The 2265-nt window shown below is 57.6% G+C and carries 2 protein-coding genes; both read right to left on the bottom strand.

Features of this window, described 5'->3' with window-relative positions; all coding sequences use genetic code 11:
- Positions 1 to 566: ATP-binding protein (locus H6B51_RS16810; protein ID WP_243421375.1), on the bottom strand; the 566-nt coding region annotated here is incomplete at its 3' end.
- 2 nt (positions 567 to 568) lie between these two features.
- On the bottom strand, positions 569 to 2107 hold the full coding sequence (gene istA, locus H6B51_RS16805) for an IS21 family transposase (protein ID WP_204884747.1): 1539 nt from the start codon (positions 2105 to 2107) through the stop codon (positions 569 to 571).
- Between the last annotated feature and the right edge of the window lie 158 nt (positions 2108 to 2265).

Here is a 2265-nt window from a genome sequence, read left to right as displayed (position 1 = left end):
GCCTCTACCAGTTCCAGCACATCCCGGGCCTCTGCCTCCTTGAGGGGGTAGAGCAGCCACTCGTCCAGAATAAGCAGCTTCTCTTTCCTGAGCTTTTTCATGTAATCCCGGTAGGTTCCGTTAGCCCGGGCCACAGAGATCTCCACCAGCAGATCCGGCAGGCGGATATACCGGACGGAATAAAAGCTGCGGCTGGCAGCCATGCCAAGGGCGCAGGCCAGGTAGGTCTTTCCGGCCCCGGTGGCTCCCAGAATGATGACATTGTGTGCCTCCTGGAGGTAGGTGCAGGAGGCCAGACGCAGGATCTGCTCCCGGTCCAGTTTTCTCTCCGGCAGGTACTCAATATTCTCGACACAGGCGGCGGGGTCTGCGTAGCCGGCGTTGCGGATGAGCCGGGTTAGGCGGTTGCTTTTCCGGGTGCTCCACTCCGCGTCTACCAGCATGGCAAAGCGATCCTCAAAGGACACCGACTGGAACTGCGCATCCTCCAGTTGGGCGGAGAAGGCTTCCGCCATGACGCCCAGGCGCATTTCATGAAGTTTCCGGACCGTTTCATTGCTCAGCATAGTCATTCCCCCCTCTTGTAGTAGCCGGCGCCCCTGGTGAACTTATGGGCTTTGGGCTCTTCCGGCTTGGCCGGAGCATCCTCATCCAGCAGCTTGTCCTGCCCGGATTTCAGGATGGACTGGACGCTTTTGAGGCTGGGAGAAGCGGTGTAAGAGAGGGCTTTCCGGCAGGCGCTCTCCAGCCGTTGAGCGGAATAGCGGTCCGCCAGTTTCAGCAGGGCCATACAGGACTTGTAACCCTGTTGCTCCACCTTGTGGGCGGAGAGGAAAAGCCGTACCACGGCAGCGGTGTGCTGGCCGATCTGCTCTGCCCAGCGGATAAAACGCTCCCCGTTCCATTGCAGGTAGGCCTGGTGATCCGGCGGCATATGGTCCTCCGCCGTGCTGTACTGGTTGGGACGGCCATGGAGACGCAGGTGAGAGGCAATCCGGGTTCCGGCAAAGAAGATCTCCACGGTAGTCCGGGTGAGCCGTACATCTACCTGCTGCTTGATATACTCATACGGCACGGAATAATTCATGCGCTCCACGCTGATATGGTAGTTATATTGGACGGTGGCAACTTTCCAGACCGCCAACTCAAACGGCATAGCCGGAAGAGGCAGCAGAAACAGTTTCTCCTCCGCAAAACAAGCTGCCCGGCTGCCCTCCCGTTTCTGGAAGGGCTTGTGGTTGAAGGTTTCCAGTTTCTCGTGGATTGCTTCATTCAGTTCCATAAGGGACAGAAATTGGCGGTTGCGCAGAGCAGCCAGAATCCAGGTGGAGACCACGCCAACGGAACCCTCCACAAAGGCCTTGTCCTTGGGACTGCGGGGGCGGGCCGGGAGAATGGCGGTGCCGTAGTGCTCCGCCATTTCTTGGTAGGATTTATTGAGCACAGTCTCTGTACGAGAGTTCTTGACAATACCGGTCTTGAGGTTGTCCGGGGTGAGGATGCGGGTGACGCCGCCGAAATACCGGTAGGCGTTGACATGACCGGTGATCCAGGCCTCCTGCTTCATGTCCAGAAAGGCCTCTGTGTATGCGTAGCCGCTGTATGGCAGCACCGCTACAAACAGGTATGCATCCAGCCGCTCCCCGGTGTCTGTGTCCACCAGAGCTGCCGTCTGGCCCGCCCAGTCCACCTGCATGGTTTCACCAGGCTTGTGTTCCAGGTGCATGGTGGCTTTGGCTTTGTGGACATAGTCTGCGTAATACTTGTTGAACTGAGTGGATTTGTAGGGTAGCTCACCGCTCTGGCGGCATTGCTCACAATATTCCACCCACAGCAGGCTCAGGGTGACGCCGCTCTTCTGCATCTCTCGGTGCACCCACTCATAGTCCGGCATCTTGTAGACAGGGTCCTTTTGCTCGGTTGGAAATAGCCGCTGGGAAACTTCCTGCTGCGACATGGACTGAGCTTGCGGCCAACTAAGCTTCTGTTCCCGCGCCCGGGCTAATGTGCGTGTGACCGTGTTGCGACCACAACCGGTGGCATCTGTAATTTCCCGGTGGGTGAGCCCCAGGCTTTTGAGCCGGAGGATCTCTTTGTGATTGACCATGGTAAGGCCTCCTAAATTGAATTTGCATCTGATGATGCTGAATCCATTTTAGTGGCCATCCTGTCAATGCACCATGGCTGCGGTGACCATGCACCATTTCAGCGGTCTGGGTGCACCATTCGTGCGGTCTAAAGGCACCGTTTCAGGCGGCGTATTCA

Source organism: Pseudoflavonifractor phocaeensis, assembly GCF_016901955.1.
In the GTDB taxonomy this organism is placed as follows: Bacteria; Bacillota; Clostridia; order Oscillospirales; family Oscillospiraceae; genus Flavonifractor; species Flavonifractor phocaeensis_A.
This window is presented reverse-complemented; position numbering and strand designations above follow the sequence as displayed.